This window comes from Streptomyces sp. NPDC059816 (assembly GCF_042732055.1).
Taxonomy (GTDB): domain Bacteria; phylum Actinomycetota; class Actinomycetes; order Streptomycetales; family Streptomycetaceae; genus Streptomyces.
This window is the reverse complement of the sequence record NZ_JBHWIQ010000035.1, coordinates 1-19,543: the sequence shown is the minus strand read 5'-3', so window position 1 is coordinate 19,543 and position 19,543 is coordinate 1. Positions and strand designations below refer to the sequence as shown.

Here is a 19,543-nt window from a genome sequence, read left to right as displayed (position 1 = left end):
CATCGGACATGGCGACCTCCGGATTCCGGTGCGCGAGCGTTCCTGGCAGCGTCAGACCACGCGACCGAGACGTGGGGCCGAGCCCAGGCTCGGCGGGAACGACGAGAAGCAGAAGCCCTCCTGAGGTCTCAGATCGGGAGCGGGATCACTGTCCGGAGGCAACATGCCGGGCCCGCGAGGGCCTGGCCGGATCCCGGGCCGGGGCGACGGAGCGGGCGGCGGCTTGGTGAAGCTCGTCGAGTCGTCGAGCGGTACGGGCAGGGCCGCCCCGCGTTAGTCCTACGCGGCGGCCTGACGCATGACGCAGCCGGTCCGCCTTCCCGTACCCGCCCCGGGTCTGCTGGCAGTTCACCGCCAGGTGGGTCGAGTGGAAGGCCCAGAAACAGGAGCAACAGGGGACGGCCTCATGCGCTACAGCCGGCCCCGGTCCGGTTTAGCGCAGCTGGTGCTGACGCAGGATGAGGGGATCTACCCCCCGCTGTGTGGGGGCATTCGCCGTGAAGGAGAAGAAGACCTTGGGTGAGTTCCGTCCGGTGGCCAACGGACTCCGCACTGACTATCCCGTTCCCGGCCTGCCGTTCATCAACGACGAGCGGCTGCCGCTCGACAACCCGGACGCGATCGAGCGCATCGGCCGCGACCAGGGCGAGGGATTGTGGGGCCGCACCGACCCAGTATCGGGAGAAGGCTGGGTGGCGTTTACCACCGAGCCGAAGAACCGGGCCTACGCGTGGGCCGTCCACTACCATCCCGACCACGGCCGCACCGTCCTGCTGGTCAGCGACAAACACTGGAGCGGGCTCCACCATGACTGGGTGTACGGGGGCAACGGCTTCCTCTACCGGCACGGCGGCTACTGGTGGGACGGTACCGCATGGCACCGTCCCAGCTTGGTCTTCGACGGCGCTTACGAACGCTACGACGCCCGCCCCGTCCAGGACGCGCTCACCATCACAGCTGCGGACCTCCTGATCCACCCCGCCGACCCGCGCAAAGCACAGGTCACCACGATCGCCGGGTTCACCGCGCCCACGACTGCCTTGCCCAACTGGCGAGACCACCTGGCGCTGTGGGCGGAGCACCGCCGTGGCGCACCGGACGCAAGGCCGCTGGAGGAGTGCGTCGTCGACCTGAGCGCTCCCGAGCTACAGCCGGGCCGACTGGTGAACCGCGCCAGACTAGCCAAGACCGCGAACATCGCCGAGGACGACCTCCCCGACCCGCGGTACGCGAGCGACAAACTGCCCGCACCACAGGCACATGGCGCCAACGGACCCCTGTGGTCACAGCCCGTGGCACAGGACTGGGCCGAAGAGCATCACCGCGCCCACGGCCCAGGCACCCTCCTCTCCGCCACCACCTCCTACGGCACCCCGCAGCCCCAAGGACTCGTCGCCGACCACAACCGCCTCACCAAGGTCATCCACGTGGACGGAGAACAGAGCGAGGAAGCAGCCAAAAGCCTCGCCTGGTGGCCCGCAGCCGCCCTCACGGTGGGCCCCAACAGCCTCTTCCCCATGTCGGCACTACGCACGACGCTGATCGACGCTGTACTCTCCCACCTCGCTCAAGACGTAGAGAAGGGCAAGAGCGGAGTATGGCGCTCCCCTCTGCGCCCCGACGTGGTCAAGATGTTCGTCTGGTACATCCAGCGGAAGCCGGACCGCACCGCAGGCCTCCTGAGCGAGATCTGCCTGGTTGCCCGGACAAGGCTAGACCTCTCCCCGGAGACCGTCGGCAACGTCATCCACCGGTCGCTCCGTCTCCAGACTGAGCTGGCCGTGGAGACAGTCGACGCACTCCTCGACATCGCCCTGCCCCCATCCGCGAAACCCTCCAAGAGCTAGGCCGTGTCTCCCAACTCCGGTGGGCATGAGGCACGTCGCCGATGCTCGTAGACTCATGACGTGGCATTCATGAGCACCCCGCACTACTGCTTCCTGTGACCGGAAGACGATGAGGGCGATGCCGGACGGCGTCGCCCTCCTTGGCGTGCCTTCTGTGTGAACCGCGTTTCCAATGCTGCCTCCTGTCCTCGCTGAGGCAGTGACGCTCTGAGCGCGCGTACAGGCACGGTCTCTTCCCTTCACCCTTGCCAGGAGTGCCTCGTGCTCAAGTCGCTTCCCCCTGCCCTCGAACTGTCCCTCGCCCTGCTGCGCTGCCCAACGTGCCGCGCACGTCACCTGCATCCCGGCCGCGGCGTACTGCGCTGCTCGGCGGGCCACACCTTCGACATCGCGCGCCACGGCTACGCCGGTCTACTGACGGGCACCCGCGCCACCAGCGGCGACGATGCAGCCATGGTCCAGGCCCGGCACCGATTCCTGTCCACCGGCGCCTACGCGCCCGTCCGCAACGCCGCGGCCTGCCTGGCCGCCGATGTCGTATCCGATCAGGCCGCGGTGGTGGACGTGGGATGCGGCACGGGCTACTACCTGGCCGACGTACTCGACCAGTTGCCCGGCGCCCGTGGTCTGGGCCTGGACACATCAGTGCGCGCGCTGCGCTCGGCAGCCCGTGCCCACGACCGAGCCGCCGCGGTGGCCTGGGACGTCTTCCGTCCCGTCCCACTGGCCGATGCGGTGGCCGATGTCGTGCTAGACGTCTTCGCCCCACGCAACCCGGCCGAGTTCCACCGCGTACTACGCCCCGCCGGCCAGCTGATCGTGGTCCGTCCCACCGGGCAACACCTGGCCGAGCTGCGCGGTCGGCTGCCCGCAATGGTCACGATCGACCCGGCCAAGGAACAGCGCCTACACCGGGCGCTGGACCCCTTCTTCGAGGCCGCCGTCACCGAACAGGTGGAGTATTGCGCGACCCTGAGTAGGCCGGATGCCCTGGACCTGGTGGCGATGACGCCAAGCGCACGCCACATGAGCCGCGCAGATCTGAACGGTGACGGCCTCCTGCCCGATCAAGTAACCGTCTCCGTGCTGGCCACTGCCTACCAGCCCCGGTGACCATGAGCGGGCGCATCCGCCTGCTGACCGACGAGCAGTGGGCACACCTGGCGACCTGCCTTCCCCACAACGCTGGGAAGGCAGGTCGCCCGTTCGCCGACCACCATCGCATCATCGAAGGGATCATCTTCCGGTACCGCACCGGCATCCCCTGGAGAGACCTGCCCCGTCAAGAGTTTGGCCCCTGGCAGACAGTATGGAAGCGCCATCGTAGGTGGGCTGCTGACGGCACCTGGGACACGGTTCTGGCGCAGCTGACCGCCCAAGCGGACTCGACCGACGGCATCGACTGGAGGGTCTCGGTCGACTCGACAATGGGCTCTCCACAAATCCCGTGTTCGGCGAGGTGGGCGAAGTCGTCGAGCACTGACGGCCGGATCCGGCGCCCGGCCGGGTCGGCCGCACCCATGGCACCGGTCTTGGGGGACACACTGAAGTGCGCGACCCGCTCCCGGGTCAGCAGCCCGCACAGCGATGCCCACCCCTCCCACACGAAGAGGTCGAGGCCGCAGATGGCGTGTCTGTCCGCACTGTCCGTCAGCCGCTCCACCGCCGGGGCCGATCGCTCCACCGCACTGTTCACTCTCGCGACCGAACTCCCTGCGGCGATCCTCGCCCGGATGCTCGCGAGAAGGGCGACTGGACTGGCTGTCAGCGGTGGGTGCCACCATCGCCGTATGACCTCGATGGATGAGACGACGACCGTGATCCCCTTAGACCCCTTCGATTGGCGGGAGTTCCTGACTCGCTGGAGCGCGGAGTGGGCGGACGCCCAGCCTGATGCGCGGGACGAGTCGGATCGGGAGCTGGTCGTGGCGCGGTGGCTCGGCTACTCGGGTGCGTCGGACGTGGGCATCGCCGCCCTGGAGGAGCGGATCGGCTATCGGCTGCCGCCGTCGCTCGAAACCTTTCTGCGGATCAGCGATGGCTGGCGGCCGGCGGACCACCCCGTCTACCGGCTGGCCGGGACCCAGGGCTTCCATCCGCACCGAGATGCCTATGGGCTCGCCGAGATCTTCGGGGAGCACCTGGACGAGGACGCGTCGCCGCAGGCACTTCTGGAGGCCGGGATGTGGCACCGGGCGCTGCACCTTGACGCGGAGACGGACGCGACGATGGTCCTGATCGACCCGCTGGACCGGGACGCGGACGGTGAGTGGGCGGTGTACGAGTGGGCGTCCTGGCGGGGCATGCCGCCCGAGCGTTTTCCGTCGTTCCGGGAGTACATGCTGTACCGCTACCGGTGCTTCCACCGTTCGGCCGCGTCCAAGGCCGTGGACGGCGAAGGGCCGCTGTTCGCCAACGACACCACCCGGGCGCAGGACGTCGTGGTGGAGAGGGCCCGGCGGGCGGCACTGAGTGGGGAGTACGAGGAGGCCCTGACCCTGTTGCGGGGAGCCGAGACGTACGGCAGGCCGAGGGCCGGGCTGCTGTGGGGGCAGTTGGAATGTCTGCTCTCGGCAAGGGTCCAGGCGTTCTCTGTCGACGCCCTCGCGGTGGACCCGGTGTACGCGGCTGATCTGCTGCCGGTGGCCGCGGCGGGCTTCGCCACCACCGAGCGGCACGACAGCAACACCGGCCCGCGGTGGGCGCTGCTGGCCCGGTGCACGACGCCCGAGGCGCTGGAGAGGGCTGAGAAGGCGCTGCGGGCGGCGCGGGAGGGAACGTACCGTTTCACGGCGGACGGGCCGCTCGGGGAGGCGGCCGACGAGGCGCGGGCGTTGGCCCGCTGGGGCCGGTGGAACGAAGCGTGGCGGCTGCTGCGGGCCGCGCTGCCTCACTGGCGACCGCTGGGCCCCGACCATGTGGCGCCGCTGGGACTGCTCGCGGATCCGGTACTGGGGCCGGTGATCACCCCGGAGCGCGGACGGCTGTTGCTGGCCCTGCCCCGGGGCGAGTTCGCGCGAGAGGAGCGCGAACTGCCCGACACAGCCCCCGGGCCCGCCGGGGACGTGCTGGGGGACGATCCGGTGGGCCTGTCCTGGCTGGAGGACGAGGCGCCAGACCAGTTCCACGAGGGCTATCGGGTCGTATTCGTCGCGGACCCCGATCCGGCGGGACTACCAGCCCGTCTGAAGGACCCCGGCGGGGGCGGCCCCGGCCCCGCCGGCCGGCAACAGCGGGACGTGACGCCCGGGCAGGACGGGTTGCATCCACCCCTCAGCAGATGGGACGCCGACCACCGGCTGGGCCTGGCGCTCGGCAGTACGTCGTACGACGACCGCGCCCTGGCCTGGATCGGGCAGGCCGCCCCCGGATGGAGCTTCGCCTTCGACGGCGCCCCCACGGGCTTCGACCAGGAGCGCTTCGTCTCCCCGGCCGCTGCCGCGTCGGAGGGGACCAGAGCGGTGGTCCTCTGGCACAGCATCGACGCGTTCGATCAGACCCGGTCTCGTTTTCACCTCTCCGTCGGCGTCGACGGAGAGGAGGTGTGCACGTTCTCGGTGACGGCCGGAGACATCGAGCCCCACTGGACCGGGACGACACCGCCGTGGCTGGCCCTCGATGGCTTCCCGGCAACGACCGGACAGTGGCGGGGCGACGAGGACCAGGGGAAGGACACGCACGACCTGAACACCCCGACCCGGGGACTGCCGGGGACACGGACCGCGCTAGGAGTCCTGGAACGGGCCCTGGGGCTGACCCTCCCACGCACCGCCCTGACAGAAGGCCCACTGCACAGCTTCGTCACCCGTTCGTGGATCCGTCCGCCGGGCCCCGGCGAGTCGTACCTCACCCTCACTTCCTTCACCTCTCACAGCCGAGCAAACCCCGGTGAAAACACGTGAAACAGCCCATTCCGCCCCGGTGGCCTCGCTCATGATGCTTCTTGCCGACCACAAAGTGACGGCCACTCCCAGCCGCGGAGTTGTCGAGGTGTACGACGCTGAAGCCTACGAAGGCGATGTAGCAGCCCTGGACGCCGCAGAGGTAGAAGTCGTCGCCGGCAACGGCTACCACCTCTACCTCGTCAGCCTCCAACCAGACATCGCCGTCCAGGTCATCATCCGCGTCTGGGACACCCCACCCCCGCCCCCCTCCAACGCAGAAGGCCACGTCAGCGTCAGTATCGAATCAGAAACGGGCAGCCTCGTCATCGGACAACTCGACGCTGGCCCGGCAGGCGACATCTCACTTCCCCGCCCCGGCGTCTACGAGGGCTACGCCTGGTGGGAAGACCGGGAAGCGACAGCCGCGTACTACGCGACCACGCTCCATCACCTCACCGACGACACCCCCGACGGCTACCTCACTCAAGCGTGGAAGAACTGCCCGGTCACCGAGCGCTACGTCTTCGACCTTGCCTACCTCCGCGAACCCGAACCCATCGACGATGAAGATCTCTAAGCACCAGCCAGAAACACCCCCCCCCGCTGGCGGGGCCGTCGCCCACGATGCCCCGGGCGGCGTACGCCTGGGCCGAGCTACCTCTGCGTGCGCGGGTGCGGCTTGCGCCCGACCAGACCGGAGGTGACGAACGGGCCGGTGGTGATCAGGCCGGCGGCGAGCTCCCGCTGCTGCTGGCGGACGCCCGCGATGAGCTGACGGGTGAAGGACCCCTTCGACGTGTGGCTGGCCAGCCACACCGGGAGCTCCGGGATCGCCGCCGCGAGGAGCGGTTTGAACGAGGTGACGCTGCGCCGCTCCAGGGGATCGATCGCGAACGCCGCCCGCACGACGCGGTTGCCAAGTAGGGGTGGACCGGCCGGATGCCCCAGTCCACGGCCAGCCGCAGGGTGTCCCGGCAATCGGCGCCGACCATCCGCAGCCCGTTCCACTGGGCCGCGACATCTGCCCGTTCCCCGACCGTGGTGTCCGCGGCTTCCTCCAGCAGGGCGGCCACCCGGTCCCGTCCCGCCGGGGTGAGCCACCCGGAGAACGGGGCGGTACGGGTCCATTGCCACACCGCCGACGGTGCCGTGAACGCGCCGGGTCCGCCGCGGCGGACCGCGGCCGCCGTCCGCCGCAGACTGGCGGCGTGGCCCAGATCCGCCGTCCGTGTCACCGTGCGCCACACGTCTCGGGGAAGTAGTTGTGGCCGCCTGACATGCCGCTCCGCGAAAGAGCGTCATCCAGTTCTCGGGCTCGCTTCGTCGCTCTGCCAGGGACCATGCGGTTTGATCCTGCCGGGCGAGCCTGCGGCGCGGCCTCGTTGTCAGGGAGCGACGCCGGCCTTGCGCCACGCGGTGAGGATCTCGGTCACCGCCTGGACCGCTCCCGGAGTGCTGCCCTGCTGGAGGGCGAGGTGTGTGGCGAGCGTACCGACCGCGGGGATGTCGAGGCAGAGGACAGCGACCACGCGCTCCAGACGCGCTACGAGGCCATGCAGATCGGTGTCGTAGTGGAGATAGAGGGAGAGCAGGTCGGCCAGCCGCTCCGCTTCGTCGTCGCCATCGCGCGCCCGTACAAGGGCCCCGTGGCAGTCCCACACCGCGCCCAGGGCGTACTCCGGCAGCATCATGATCCGGAGATTCTCCACACCGTGATCGCTCGTGGGGCAGTCTTCGACCCAGTCGGCCGCGATATGCCAGCGCAGAGGTGGCAGGACATAGCGCGTATCGTCACCGGTCGCCGAAGCGGCTGCCTGAATGGCGCGTAGAGCCCTGGCCACCGACCGCGTCTCCTCGCTCCATTCAAGGCTGGACGGCAGGAGAACGGGACGGGCATGGCTCATTGGCCGAGCCTAACGGCTCGATCGTCCGCGGATCCGGCGGACGAACAAAGACAACCCGCCCGTGACTGTCTGGTGAGAGCGAGCCCATCACGGCAGGCTCGGTCAGCCAGCAGGACCTCGAACCAGCGTCGTGTGGTCGGGGAGCCGGAGACCGTTGCTGATCCCCGGCCCCCTCAGAGTGAAGGCCGCCAGCGAGGTGCCCGTGGTGGGGATCCTTTTCGACGGCCCTTCCCGAACGGGGCGTACCGACCTTCCCGTCATCACGCTCTCCAGCGATCACCTTCGCATCGCGGCGGTGGGCCGTCCGGCGTGGAGGTCTCATGGCACGATCGGTGGATCACGAGAGTCTTCCGCCGCCGCATGGCCGCAACCCTCACCTGTCACCGCAGACTCATCAACCGGAGCAACGTCTAAGGAGCCCTCATGCCCGCCATTACGTGGGAAGCCCCCTACTGCGCAGATGGCAACAACTGCTTCCGCCTCGGCACCGACAACGAGGGCAACGGCTACCTAGCCGTTGCCGGACAGGAGGACCACCCCCTCACCGACTCCCTCGAAGCCCTGCGCGCCCTCATCACCGACATCAAGGCCGGCAAGGCGGACCACCTGCTGTAGGACCCAACCGAGCGCCCCCGTGAGTCCGTCCCGCGTACAGCCATCGGCGGACGAAGCATCTGGACAGCGGAGACGCGACGCAGACACGGAGAATCGGCGAGCAAGACCGTAATGAGCCGATCGAGGAGATCGACTCCAGCGGCAAGGGCACGCGGAGACGCCGCAGTGTGGCGTGCGGCGAAGGCGAGCGGCGCGGGCGAGGTGATCACTCGGCTGCGGTCAGGTTTGGACACACTGCTGGCGAAGGAGACGTGGGGCGGCCAGGCTCTGTCGTCAGGGCAGTGGCAGCGGATCGCGCTCGCGCCGGCCCTGCATCGCGACCGCGGTCTGCTGGTTCTGGACCGCCGGCGGCGCCGTGGTGCTGGACCGGCATCCGACCAGGGACGGGCACCACGAACATCACGTTCCGTGCACCAACTGGTGCGCTGGGTCGTAGCCTTCCAAGGTTCGGAACCGGCCTTCAGGGCCGTGCTGGAGGAGGAGTCGTTGTGGACGCAGGACAGAGCGCGCGGGCCGGAGCGGACGCGGATAGCTCGGAGGAGATGCACTTCGTTCATCCAACGGCTGACAGGGCCGACGCAGTCGGGGCGATGACGCCGCGGCGGATGCGGCGCCGACTGCCGCTTCTGGTGGTGCGGGTGTTCGTCCTGGCATGGAAGGTCGACCGGCGCGGGACTCTAGCGCTGCTGGTGTGCCAGGTGACGTCCGGGCTGCTGGCGGCGCTGGGGCTGCTGGCGACCGCATCCGCGCTCACCGCGGTGATGGCGGCGGCGTCGGACCCCTCCCGGATGTCCCGCGCGGTGCCGGCGGTCCTGGTACTCGCCGTGGCGGCCGGAGCGCGGGCGCTGCTGTCCCTGGTGATTGCGGGGCTTGTGCAGCGTCTGGAGCCGAGGGTCTACCAGGAGGCCGGACTGAGGCTGATGCGTGCCGGTTCGCGGACGGAGATGGCCGTCTACGACGATCCGGGCTTCGCAGACCGGTACGAGCAGGCTGAGCGGGGGGTGGAAGAGGCGCAGGCCGCGCTCGGGCAGGCGCAGCATGTCGTGTCGGCGGTGGCGGGGCTGGTGGCGGCGGCGGTCGTGGTGGGGGCGCTGTATCCGTTGTTGCTGGTGCTGCTGGCGGCGGGGGCGGTGCCGAGGGTGTGGGCGGCGCTGCGTGCGGAGCGAATCACGTATACGTCGATGGCGGACATGTCGAGGGACCGGCGGGTGCTGTACGTGCTGCGGTGGTGGCTGGTGGGGCAGGAGCGGGCGGATCAGGTGCGGACGGACACGGTGGCGCCTGTGCTGCTGGAGCAGTACCGGCGGGCTGGGCTGCGGGTGCGGGCGACGACGGACCGGGCGGTGGCGGCGCGGCTGCGGGTCGGCGTGGTGGGGGCGCTGGTGTCGGGGGTGGGGACCGGGGTGCTGTGGGCGGCGCTGCTGGGCCTGGTGGTCACCGGCCGGGTCAGTACGGCGGTGGCCGGGACGGCGGTCCTGGCCCTGCGGGAGGCGGGCTTTGCGGTGCAGAGCCTGGTGACGCAGGGCAGCGCGCTGATGCTGTCCGGCTTCTTCATGGACGACTGGGACCGGTTCGTGAAGGCTGCGGACGAGCAGCGGGTGGATCGTACCCGGGGCCGGCGCGAGCCGCAGCGGCCCGGAAGGATCAGCCTGGAGGAGGTGGTGTACCGGTATCCGGGGGCGGAGGAGGACACCTTGCGCGGGGTCGACTTCGAGGTGCGCGCCGGGGAGGTGGTCGCGGTGGTCGGTGAGAACGGGTCGGGGAAGTCCACGCTGATGAAGCTGCTGTGCGGGCTGAACCTGCCGACCGGCGGCGCGGTGTGCTGGGACGGTGTGCCGGTGGACGAGTACGACGCGGAGGCGCTGTGGCGGCTGTGCGGGGTGGTCCCGCAGGAGTTCGCGCGGTGGCCGATGCCCGCCCGGGAGAACATCACCCTGGGCCAGCCGGACGGGGATGGGGACGCGGCGGTGTGGCGGGCAGCGAAGGCGAGCGGCGCGGACGAGGTCATCACCCGACTGCGGTCCGGTCTGGACACACTGCTGGCGAAGGAGATGTGGGGCGGCCAGGCTCTGTCGTCGGGGCAGTGGCAGCGGATCGCACTCGCGCGGGCCCTGCACCGCGGCCGCGGTCTGCTGGTCCTGGACGAGCCGACGTCCGACATGGACCCGCGCGGCGAACACACCACATTCCAGCGACTGCGGGATGCCGCCGACGGCGCCGCCGTGGTGCTGGTGACCCACAACCTGGAGAACACCCGGGTCGCGGACCGGATCTACGTCATGGAACACGGCCGGGTGATCCAGCACGGCACCTGGGACGAACTCGCCGAAACCGAGGGGGTATTTCGAGAAATGTTGATGTTGCGTACGGACCGGCCGGCGGCGGCCGGGGCGTCGCTGCCCCGGCCGCTGCCGGTCACCGGGAACGGGTCGTGACGTGCTGCTCGGCGGTGCCCTTGGTGAGCAGGTCAGCGACCGCCTGCGCGATCGGGTAGCCAGTCCCGTACTGGATGAACGAGAACTGACCGTTGGGATTCGCTTCCAAGAACTGCCACTCGCCGTCCGCGTCGACCATGAAGTCGAAGGCGCCATAGAGCAGGCCGAAGGCGGCGAGATAGCGGAGAACACCGTCGCGGATTTCGTCGGGCACGTCGATCGGGGTGTAGGCGATCCGGCTGGTGCGCTGGTAGGCCCGCCAGTCCGCGACCTCGCCGTCGCGGCCCGAGGGGGAGTCGATCCGAGCGCCGAACAGCTGCGTGCCAACCACGATCAGCCGCACTTCGTACTGCGGCACGATCAGCCGCTGGAACTGGCACAGGGCCTGCGCCACGGTGTCGTCCACCTCGTCCGGTGGGACCTCCCAGGTATAGACGATCAGGGGGTGCCCCGGAGCATTGTCCGCGTCCCGCTGCGGCACGCCCCGCAGGGTCTTGACCACCGACCTCTCCTCCGCGACGAACCCGCGCGCTTCGGCCGGGGAGTTGGTGATGAGGGTGGTGGGGACGCGCAGGCCGCTGGAGTGGGCGGTGGAGAGTTGGAGGGGTTTGAGGCTCGCGGTCCGATTGAGGTCGGGTCGGTTGAGCCACAGCGCGTCCAGCGAGTACAGCACGCCGTAGAGGCCCTCGTAGCATTCGTTGGACGCCCACTCGGCATCCTCGGGCCGCATCCCCGGCGCGCCGGCCTGCGGCGGGTTCGGGCGCCGGTTGTAGACGGCCGTCACCTCGGCCAGATCCACCTCCCGATGCGCGGCTCTCAACCTGCCGCGCCATCTCCCCTGCTCGAACCGTCCGCTCATCTCGACGCCATGCGGGAGGTCCCCCGGGTCCATGCGGACCACGGGGGTTCCCGCCTCACCCAGAGCCCGGACCACCAGGTCGGCGGTCGGGTCCAGGTCACGGGTGAGGAGCAGGATCATCTAGTCGGTGTCTTCCGTGTTGATCGCGGTCGTGGTGTGCGCGGTGGCCGCCAGGGCCTCCGCGTTGGTGTCCAGCAGCGGCACGCCGCCCAACTCGGACAGCTGCGTCACCGGGTTGAAGGTGACGCCGCTGAGCAGCGGCCCGTCCTCGAACGGATAGGGCCCAGAGCGCCTGAGCGCGAACATGGTGGTCCTCCTCGGGAGCTGGTCGCGGCGAGTGCCGCGGCTTCCAGAGTCCACCCGATCGAACCCGGTGGGAACGGCAGATTGGGTAGGCAGATTACGCACCCCGCCCCCCGCCCCCGCGCCCCGAGATCCGCCGGAGCAACCCCATCCGATGACTGATCAGAGGAACGAGTTGAACGCCAACGACGCCTTACGACACGCCCGGACCATCCGAGGCTGGACGCAGGACCAGACCGCCCGGAAGGTCCGCACCTGGCTCACCGACCACGACCGTCCGGCCGCCCCCGGCTTCGACGCCCAGACCGTCTCCCGCCTCGAACGCGGCGTCATCCGCTGGCCCCGCTCCGACATCCGCGCAGCCCTGCGCGCCGTCTTCGACACCAACACGGACACAGCCCTCGGCCTCAGCCCACGACGAGCCCGCGCCTCCCGCACCCCCACCACATCCGCCCCGGGCAGACCACAGCTCCAATCGGCCACAACGGTTCCCGCCCATACCTGGACACCAACCCCTAGGCTGGACCGCATCGGACGGGAGGACGGTGAAGATTCCTTGCGGCGACGGAAGCTGCTCGCGGGCCTAGCCGCCACAGCCACGAGTACCCCTCTCACCGGTACCGGAACGGCCCACGCCGGCGAGGCCCAGCTCGGGGAACTGATCGTCACCCGCGTCCGCGACGCCCTCCTCGGACCCGCCCCAGCCCCCACGAGCCCGCCCGCACCGGCACTCGCCGCGGACCTCACCCGCGCACGGGCCGACTTCGACTCCTGCCGCTACGCCGCTCTCGCCGTCCGGCTGCCCCGCCTCATCCACACCATCCGCGCACTCAGCACCCTCACCACCCCGGATCACTGCACCCTCCTCGCCGAGGCATACCTGCTGGTCACCCGTACGCTGGTGAAGCAGGACTCGATCCAGCTGGGTTGGCTGGCCGCAGACCGTGCCCGCCAGTTCGCGGAGGCCGGCGGCAACGTCCTCACTATCGCGGAGGCGGCCGGGCAGACATCTGTGCTCGCCAGGAAAAGCGGCTGGCACCGCGAGGCCCTGTCGATCGCCTTGACGGCCGCGGACCACCCCGGCCTCCGCACAGCAGGACGCGCCGGGACCGCCGCAAAGGGACGCCTGATCCAGAATGCGTCGTACACGCTCGCGCGCCGGGGCGACCGGGACGGAATGCGAGCACTGACCGACGAAGCCGCCGCCATCGCCCACGAACTCGGCGACACCGCCCTGCTGCGCGACCACGGCGGCGGCTTCACCCCCCTCACCGTTCAACTTCACCGCGTCAGCGCCGAAGTTCATGCCGGAGACCCCCTGACCGCGCTCGCCGCAGCCTCCGCGATCCCCCTGGACGCGCTGCCCAGCCTCGAACGCCGCTCCCGCGCGCTCGGCGACATCGCCCTCACCTACGACAGCCTCGGCCGTCGCACTGACTGTCTGAACGCCCTTCTCGGGGCAGAACGCCTTGCTCCGCAGGAGACGCACGCCCGGCCAGCCACCAAGTCCCTGATCGTCAACCTGCTGGCTTCTGGACCCACCTCGACGGAACTACGCGGCCTCGCCGAACGAAGCGGCGTGGACTGAACCACAGCTCCGCCCGCCTCGGCCCTTCGATGAAGCCACCGGGCTACGGGACGGTGGGGGCGACGGCGCGCACGAGAGCCGTGACCTGATTCAGGGGCGTGGGCGTCAGGCCGGTGCTCTCGGCCTCCCGGACCACCTGCCGACCGAGCTCCCGGGCCGGGGACGGGAGAATGCGGTACCCCAGTGCCGAACGGGAGCCGATCATCCACCGTTCGAGCTCATCCGCACGGCGCCGCAGCGTCGCCCCGTCGCTCCCGCGAGGGGAGCGTGGCTGAGCTGTTCCACGACGACGACGGCCGCCTTCAGGCGGTCGGCCAACTGGTGGAGGTCTGCGACGATGCTGGCCACCTCCGCTTCCCGGTGGACGGGAGGAACTTTCAGCGGCCCGTCCATCAGCCCGAGGGAGTCGACCACGAGGAGGTCGAGGCGGCCGTGCTGTTGGAGCGCGGCGGCACAGGAGCGCTCGATGTCGGCGACGGTCGGCGTGTCACTGTCGCCGCACAGGAAGAGCAGGCGGCCGTGTTCGCGATCACGGGCTGCGAAGCTGCGGACCAGTTCCTGCTCGGTCTCGTCCAGTTCGCGCTGCCGGACCTTCTCGGTGAGGACCCCGGTCTCTGCGGAGATCACCCGGTGCAGCAGATGCGCGTTCGACATCTCCAGAGAAACGACTCGGGCCGGGCGCCCCTGGCGAAGGGCGCAGTCACGGGCGATGGAGAGCGCCAGCGTGGATTTCCCCATGGCGGTGCGCGCGGCGATCACCGTGAGCTGTCCGGGGCGCAGTCCGTCGCCGAGGAGGGCGTCGAGGTTGGTGAGGCCGGTACGGACGCGGGGTGGGGGTTCGGCTGGTTGACGGTATGCCGGTGGCTGCCTGACGACGGTGTCGTGTCGGGTGGTGGCCACGACGTGGAAGACGTCGGCCTGCTCTAACTCGTAGCGCCAGCCCTTGCTGTAGCCGTAGCCCGCGTCCGCGGTCACCCAGCGAAACGGGACCCGGTCGTCGATCGCGCGGCGGACCATCGCCCTCGCGAGCTGGACTTTGGTGGCGAACTCGACCTCGTCACCGATCCCCGCCTCCCGACAGCGCTCACGATCATCCGTCCAGGACTTCGGCAGGTAGAGGGCCCGGTCGATCAAGGTCCGACCCCGCTCGCCGGAGTAGGCGAGGAAGACTCCGACCTGGCAGTTCTCGGTCCGGCCAGCGGTTCCAGAGTATTGCCGCTGGACGCCTGCCGACCGCACACCCTTCTTCAGGAACCCGGTGTCGTCCACGATCAGCACCGCACCCGGATCGCCCAAGCGCTCGACGACGTACTCGCGCATGTCGTCGAGCACCCCGTCCGCGTCCCAATCGATGCGGTTCAGCAGCCGCTGGATCCGGTCCGGACCACCGTGACCGGCCTCCTCCGCCACCGTCCAGCCGTTCTTGCGCTCCAAGACCGCCAGCAGGCCACGCATGTAGGCCAGCGCCGACTCCCGCGACTCGCTCCGCGCGAACCTGTGAGCAAACCGCTCATGCAGCCCAGCCAGCCCGTCCGACCAGCAACGAACATCGACCTCAGATACGTCCCCACCCATGAACAACCCAACGAGCGAACCCAACAACCGTCACGGTAAGCACCGTTGCAGTACTAGGCCGGCTACCGTCTGCGTAGTCGGGTAGCCGGCCCCGAGAGGTTTCGTCTCAGTGTCTGGTGACCAGTCGGATGAAGGCGCCCGCCGCGCCTACGGCGAGGAGGATCCACCATTCCAGGTGCAGCAGGTAGGCCAGCCCGGCGATGGAGATCAGTACGCAGTAGGACGCGGCTGCCGCGGACAGCGCGAGCTGAAGCTTGGGAGGGCCTGCCGGGTTGAGGCGAATGAGGATGGCGATCAGGACGGATACCCAGAGGAAGGGCCAGTGGTGGCCGAAGGTCAGGGTGGTGGTGAGGTCGGAGACGAAATCCATCCAGCGGTGCTCCCCGAGGCGGAGATGCACGTCCACGATGCCTTCCATCTCCTTGTCGGAGTCCGTGTTCTCGGCGCGCTCGACAAGCAGCATGAATGTCAGGCCCACGGCATGTGGGATTCCGGTGGTCAGGCCGACGGCTCTGCGACGAAGAACTGTCGCCTGCGGGTGGCCCACCGGGAGGGGCGGTCCCACCGGGAGGGGTGGGAGCGTGGGGGCGGGCGGGTGTCCTGCGGGCCGAGGCGGTACTGGGGGAGGGGTGGATGCCGGCTGTGGAGGTGACCCGGCGGAGTCGTGTTGGTCATCGAGGTTTGGGCATTGCTCATCCATATGGTCAACACCCCTGCTGTGGGCCGAAGTTCGCAAGTGCCTCCCACCCTATGCGTGGTTGCGTGGGGCTTTGGGTGTATCAGCAAAATCCTGCTGGAGGGCTGGCTGGCCACACCTCCTCGATGGCCGTCGCCGACGAGGCCAGTACGTGAAGAACCCCGGCACAGTGCGCGGCCAAGGAACCCCGGTGCCGGGCGCAGGAGCGCGCCCTCGCCAAGCCCGCGGCGCCCTGGCGTCTTCGGGTTCGCCGAACCGCCGGGCGCTGGCACCGTGGTCCTGGCAGGCTGGTCCGCGACCGGCAGCGCGAGAGTGAGGCACCCCTGCATGACCCCCCAACCCTCCTCGCCCCCCGACGACCTGACCATGCTGGACCGGGTCTTGGAGCCCTTCTCCGGGACCTCGCTGCTGACCCTGCTGCGCGCCGCCCTCGACTCCCCGGTCGGTGCCCGCTTCCATGACCACCTCCTCCTGGCCTGGACGCGCGCCCTGTCCGCCGTCGGACGGGAGGGCCGGACCGCGGGCGCCGGTGACCTGCCCGCCGTGCTGTCCGCGGCCGTGCGCTTCGCGGAGCGGGGGGTCACTACGGGCCGGGAGCCGAACAGCCCCGCTGCCCGGGTGCGGTTCACTGTCGACGGGCACCGGCTCCTGGTGCACCCTGGTGACCTCGACCACCCGCTCGTCGTCCTGCGCAGCCTGCGGGAGACCGCGGCCGCCGTCGACGAGTACCTCACGGCGGTGCGCGGGTTCGGTATCGCGGACGTCCTCGACCTGGCGCTCCGGCACACCGATCACGCCGTCACGAGCCTCGCCCCCACCTGGCACGGAGAGCCCGCACCTCCGCTGGACCCGGCCGAGGTCACCGTGACCGACGACCAGGTCACGGCCGCCGCCTCGCTGGGGACCGGCCACCTCACCACCAGCCCGGCCCACAAGCCGGACCGGTCGGCCCTCGCGCTCGCCCATCTCACCCGCGACCTCGCCGACCTGCCCCTCGTCTACGAGCCTGGCCGCGCGCTGCTCGGGCCGGTGCTGCTTGTCACCGTCGACGGTCACTGTGTCCCGGTCCCCGGGTCGACCGCGCTGGAGGCGGCGTGCGTCGCGGCCGCCGGACTCCTCGCGGCCCACCCGCCGCCGCCCGTGGTCCGTGAACGGCTGCACCGCAGCACCATCGCCCGTGTCGCTCGCCTCCTTGGCCTCCCTCACGCGCCCGATGCCGTGGGGGAGGTGTGCCGGATCGGCTCACCGCAGCTCCGGTTGGAGATCGCGGTCGTCGCCACCCTCGGCGGCGACTTGCCCGCCTTGGTGGAGAAGGCGCGCGCCGAGCTGGCGGACAGCCCGCCCGGGACGGCACGGCTCGTCGTCTACGGCGGGCCCGCCTTCCTCGGCCCCGAAGTGGTCACCGACACCCTCATGGTCCACGTGGAGGAGCTTGCCGAGATGCTCGGCGCCGCGGGTGGCGACCTGACGTTGCTGGCGCTGTGGGCCCTGGAACTCACCGGCCACCCCGGGGCCGACGCTGTCGCGTACACGGACGTACTGGACGCCTGGACCGTCTGGCACCGGCGGGCGTTCCTGCTGCCGCCCGGGCCGCCAGAGGAGGGAGTGGTCGTCGTCGGGCCGTGTGGATGGGACGTCTCCTGGGAACGGGCAGCATGGTGGGCGCCGGTGGATGACCTGCTGGACGCGGCCGGCCTCGCCCCGGCGATCGACTGGCCCTACGGCCGGCTCACCGAGGCGCCCGTCGGCTCCGGGCAGTGGGCCGACCTCGCCGGCACCCAGGACGGACAGCGGATCCGCGTGTGCGCCGCGACCTGGCCTTCGCTCGTCATCGTCGCCCAGGTCAACCCCGACCAGAAGGCGCTGCTGGACGAGGCGGCGTTCGCCGGCTTGGCCGACGGTATCCGCGGAACTCTCGCCGGACACCCGCATCCCGCCGATCACGCGACCCTGCCCGCCGGCCGGCCTCTCGTGCTGCGTCTCACCGAGACCATCACCGCCCATCAGCCACCGACCGACGCTCCGTCCGGCGCCTTGCCGGTGATGATCGCCGTGGACGAGGAGCGGGCCCGCGTCGACCTTGCCCTCGGCCCCGACCTGCTGACCGCGCCGCCGCAGGAGCTGCACCGCGCCCTCGGCCTGGTCCTCCACCACACCCTCCACCGCATCCGCACCACCCCCGGTACGACCGCCGAGGATTTCGACACCGCCTGGAACGCCGCCATCCCCGTCCTGGCCTGGTACGCCACCGACCCCCACACCCCTCCCCCCGTCGGCACCGCACCGTTCTTTCTCAGCGGCACACCGCACATCCGCGCCCGCGCCCTGCGCGTGGCCGCCGACGCCGTACGGACCGCCGCCGTCCCCACCGGAACCTTCACCAACCAAGACGCCCTGCACCGGCACGGCCCTGCCCAGCAACTCCTCCACGCACTGGAAGCGGCGCTCGCCGACCAACTCCGCGCCCACCACCCCGATCTGCTGCCCGTCCTGGTCCGCTACCTGAACGCCGCCCTCGCCACCCGCCACCACGGCCGACAGGAGACGACGACCGGCCTCGCCCGCACCGGCACCGACGACTGGGCCAACGAAGCCCTGAACCGCGAGCACGACGGCGCCCACCTCACCGGTCCGCTGCAACTGCTGATCCAGCAAGCCCTCATCACGACGCCCACCGGCACCCGCCCCGCCGACCAGATCGCCGTCGCCGACCTCACCGCCCTGGCCGAACTCGTCTTGCGCACCGCCCTGGTCGCCGTCCCCGCGAGCCGACGCCTGCACGGCGCGACCCTCACCGTCGAGCCCATCGGCCTGTTCACTCTCCGCGACACCACCCCACCACCCACCCCCACGGGCGGGAACGGGCCGGTGCCCGCCGGGTTCGACACCGCGGCCTACCATCGCGCCCGGGACGGGGCGTGGCTCGACCACGCCCGCACCCTGGAGCCGCAGCCCCTGGAACCGGAGGAACTGTTCACCGCCCGCGCGCAGGGCCGTGTCGCCCTCGACTTCACCCCGCTCAACCCGCCCACGGGCAGTACCCTCGCCCAGGCCGACCGCGAACTCCACACGGCGTGGGGCTGCGGGCTCGACGCTCTGGCCGCCGTCCTCGCCACCGCCGCCGACTGGCCCACCCCCACCGACGGCGTCGCCATGGCTTCCCACGACGACCTCACCCGCGAAGCCGCCACCTGGTCCGCACTGCCCGAACCCCACATCCGCGCCGCCATCGACCGCCTCGTCCTCCACCCCGGCAACGCCACCAGCACCCACCCCTACCCCTACACAGAGGTCGAACGCCGCACCCGGCCCACCACCCACCCCCTCATAGGCCACGGCGACCACCTCCTGATCGCGCCCTGGCTCATCCACACCGCCCGGCAGCTCTACGCCACCTCCCTCGCCGACGGACGCCTGCCCCGCCCCGACACTCCGAAGAAGGCCACCAACCTGCTGGACCGCCACCGCCAGCAGCACAACAACCGACTGGAGACCGACCTTGCGCAGGCCGTCTCCGGCGCAGGCTTGGCCCACCGCGCCAACCTCGACACCAAACCGGCCGCCGCTGCCGGCATACCCGGCCTGACCGGCGAGATCGACCTCCTCGTCGCCGACCCCGCCCGCAGACGGCTCTGGGTGATCGAGGCGAAGAACCCACACCGCACCATCGGCGTCCACCACACCGTCAGGCACGTCGGCGACTTCATCACGTACCGCGGCAAGCTCCTCGCCAAGGCCCAGTGTAGGGTCTCAGATTTCATGTCGGAATCTCACGACCGATGTCGGATCAGAGTCGGATGTGACACGGTCTTGAGATTCGCAGGTCATGACGTCAC

14 protein-coding genes and 2 pseudogenes are annotated in these 19,543 nt (G+C 70.3%); 9 read left to right on the top strand and 7 right to left on the bottom strand.

The features are described from left to right. Positions 1-482 precede the first annotated feature (482 nt). The 5 genes and pseudogenes from ACFV88_RS32210 to ACFV88_RS32190 all read left to right on the top strand — a co-directional run bounded on the left by ACFV88_RS32210 (position 483) and on the right by ACFV88_RS32190 (position 6,308). A complete protein-coding gene (locus ACFV88_RS32210) occupies positions 483-1,847 on the top strand; it encodes a hypothetical protein (protein ID WP_385495644.1) in 1,365 nt (454 codons plus the stop codon). Between the two features lie 261 nt (positions 1,848-2,108). Further along, a complete protein-coding gene (locus ACFV88_RS32205) occupies positions 2,109-2,960 on the top strand; it encodes a methyltransferase domain-containing protein (protein WP_385495643.1) in 852 nt (283 codons plus the stop codon). Next, positions 2,957-3,277 (top strand): annotated as a pseudogene (locus ACFV88_RS32200) (transposase); the annotation flags it as partial. The gene ACFV88_RS32205 and the pseudogene ACFV88_RS32200, both read left to right, overlap by 4 nt. A 360-nt stretch (positions 3,278-3,637) precedes the next feature. After that, positions 3,638-5,749, top strand: coding sequence for an SMI1/KNR4 family protein (locus ACFV88_RS32195; protein ID WP_385495708.1), 2,112 nt, complete (start codon positions 3,638-3,640; stop codon positions 5,747-5,749). Between the two features lie 31 nt (positions 5,750-5,780). Then, entirely contained in the window at positions 5,781-6,308 is a 528-nt protein-coding gene (locus ACFV88_RS32190) for a hypothetical protein (RefSeq protein ID WP_385495642.1), read from the top strand. Positions 6,309-6,385: 77 nt separating this feature from the next. Here ACFV88_RS32190 and ACFV88_RS32185 read toward each other — a convergent pair whose 3' ends face one another. Further along, positions 6,386-6,637, bottom strand: a complete 252-nt coding sequence (locus tag ACFV88_RS32185) for a hypothetical protein (RefSeq protein ID WP_385495641.1) — start codon at positions 6,635-6,637, stop codon at positions 6,386-6,388. Between the two features lie 479 nt (positions 6,638-7,116). Then, positions 7,117-7,635 carry a hypothetical protein gene (locus tag ACFV88_RS32180; RefSeq protein ID WP_385495640.1) on the bottom strand — a complete coding sequence of 173 codons (519 nt, stop codon included), beginning with the start codon at positions 7,633-7,635 and terminating at the stop codon, positions 7,117-7,119. 423 nt (positions 7,636-8,058) lie between these two features. On the opposite strand from ACFV88_RS32180, the gene ACFV88_RS32175 reads away from it, so the two are divergent. Beyond that, positions 8,059-8,250: a hypothetical protein gene (locus ACFV88_RS32175; protein WP_385495639.1), complete on the top strand. Its 192-nt coding sequence runs from the start codon at positions 8,059-8,061 to the stop codon at positions 8,248-8,250. Positions 8,251-8,840: 590 nt separating this feature from the next. Then, positions 8,841-10,685 carry an ATP-binding cassette domain-containing protein gene (locus ACFV88_RS32170; RefSeq protein ID WP_385495638.1) on the top strand — a complete coding sequence of 615 codons (1,845 nt, stop codon included), beginning with the start codon at positions 8,841-8,843 and terminating at the stop codon, positions 10,683-10,685. On the opposite strand, the gene ACFV88_RS32165 is transcribed toward ACFV88_RS32170, so the two are convergent. Both ACFV88_RS32165 and ACFV88_RS32160 read right to left on the bottom strand, forming a co-directional pair. Then, on the bottom strand, positions 10,666-11,664 hold the full coding sequence (locus ACFV88_RS32165) for an MvdC/MvdD family ATP grasp protein (RefSeq protein ID WP_385495637.1): 999 nt from the start codon (positions 11,662-11,664) through the stop codon (positions 10,666-10,668). The genes ACFV88_RS32170 and ACFV88_RS32165 overlap by 20 nt on opposite strands. Then, on the bottom strand, positions 11,665-11,850 hold the full coding sequence (locus tag ACFV88_RS32160) for a hypothetical protein (RefSeq protein ID WP_385495635.1): 186 nt from the start codon (positions 11,848-11,850) through the stop codon (positions 11,665-11,667). Positions 11,851-12,001: 151 nt separating this feature from the next. Between ACFV88_RS32160 and ACFV88_RS32155 the strand changes: the two genes are divergently transcribed. After that, the gene (locus tag ACFV88_RS32155; protein WP_385495634.1) at positions 12,002-13,435 is read left to right on the top strand and encodes a helix-turn-helix domain-containing protein; all 1,434 of its coding nucleotides are present in this window, start codon (positions 12,002-12,004) and stop codon (positions 13,433-13,435) included. 201 nt (positions 13,436-13,636) lie between these two features. On the opposite strand, the gene ACFV88_RS32150 is transcribed toward ACFV88_RS32155, so the two are convergent. The 3 genes and pseudogenes from ACFV88_RS32150 to ACFV88_RS32140 form a co-directional block, all read right to left on the bottom strand. Next, a complete protein-coding gene (locus ACFV88_RS32150) occupies positions 13,637-14,335 on the bottom strand; it encodes a DnaB-like helicase C-terminal domain-containing protein (protein ID WP_385495706.1) in 699 nt (232 codons plus the stop codon). Further along, positions 14,309-15,010: pseudogene (locus ACFV88_RS32145) on the bottom strand (IS701 family transposase); the annotation flags it as partial. The gene ACFV88_RS32150 and the pseudogene ACFV88_RS32145, both read right to left, overlap by 27 nt. A gap of 106 nt (positions 15,011-15,116) precedes the next feature. Continuing rightward, positions 15,117-15,473 carry a hypothetical protein gene (locus ACFV88_RS32140; protein ID WP_385495633.1) on the bottom strand — a complete coding sequence of 119 codons (357 nt, stop codon included), beginning with the start codon at positions 15,471-15,473 and terminating at the stop codon, positions 15,117-15,119. 561 nt (positions 15,474-16,034) lie between these two features. On the opposite strand from ACFV88_RS32140, the gene ACFV88_RS32135 reads away from it, so the two are divergent. Beyond that, positions 16,035-19,543, top strand: a 3,509-nt coding sequence (locus tag ACFV88_RS32135; protein ID WP_385495632.1) for a hypothetical protein, incomplete at its 3' end; no start/stop codon positions are given.

Excerpts from the sequence above, each read along its gene's own strand:
- ACFV88_RS32190 (WP_385495642.1), top strand. The coding sequence starts at position 5,781 with ATGATGCTTCTTGCCGACCACAAAGTGACGGCCACTCCCAGCCGCGGA.
- ACFV88_RS32165 (WP_385495637.1), bottom strand. The coding sequence starts at position 11,664 with ATGATCCTGCTCCTCACCCGTGACCTGGACCCGACCGCCGACCTGGTG.
- ACFV88_RS32155 (WP_385495634.1), top strand. The coding sequence starts at position 12,002 with ATGACTGATCAGAGGAACGAGTTGAACGCCAACGACGCCTTACGACAC.
- ACFV88_RS32195 (WP_385495708.1), top strand. The coding sequence starts at position 3,638 with ATGACCTCGATGGATGAGACGACGACCGTGATCCCCTTAGACCCCTTC.
- ACFV88_RS32170 (WP_385495638.1), top strand. The coding sequence starts at position 8,841 with ATGACGCCGCGGCGGATGCGGCGCCGACTGCCGCTTCTGGTGGTGCGG.
- ACFV88_RS32175 (WP_385495639.1), top strand. The coding sequence starts at position 8,059 with ATGCCCGCCATTACGTGGGAAGCCCCCTACTGCGCAGATGGCAACAAC.
- ACFV88_RS32160 (WP_385495635.1), bottom strand. The coding sequence starts at position 11,850 with ATGTTCGCGCTCAGGCGCTCTGGGCCCTATCCGTTCGAGGACGGGCCG.
- ACFV88_RS32140 (WP_385495633.1), bottom strand. The coding sequence starts at position 15,473 with ATGCTGCTTGTCGAGCGCGCCGAGAACACGGACTCCGACAAGGAGATG.
- ACFV88_RS32180 (WP_385495640.1), bottom strand. The coding sequence starts at position 7,635 with ATGAGCCATGCCCGTCCCGTTCTCCTGCCGTCCAGCCTTGAATGGAGC.